At 60.6% G+C, this 208-nt stretch carries 1 protein-coding gene; it reads right to left on the bottom strand.

Going from position 1 to position 208, the window contains the following annotated elements; all coding sequences use genetic code 11:
* A partial coding sequence (locus ACXAH0_RS25455; protein ID WP_475196146.1) for an IS66 family transposase occupies positions 1 to 208 on the bottom strand: 208 nt, incomplete at both ends.

Here is a 208-nt window from a genome sequence, read left to right as displayed (position 1 = left end):
AAGCTTGACCGGGGTGTCATCGGCAAAGAGCGCTTCCCCTTGCCGGACCATGCGGCCGATGGCATCCGCCAGGGGCTCAAGCAAGGCAGTGGAGCGCCCCACCCAATCAGCAAGGGTCGAGCGGTCCAGATCGATGCCTTCCCGGCCAAAGATCTGAGACTGGCGATAGAGCGGAAGGTGGTCCGCATATTTGGAAACCAATACATGC

This window comes from Roseibium sp. AWQ4_290 (genome assembly GCF_056160985.1).
Note: the sequence above shows the minus strand (reverse complement) of the source record. Positions and strands in the feature narration are given on the sequence as shown.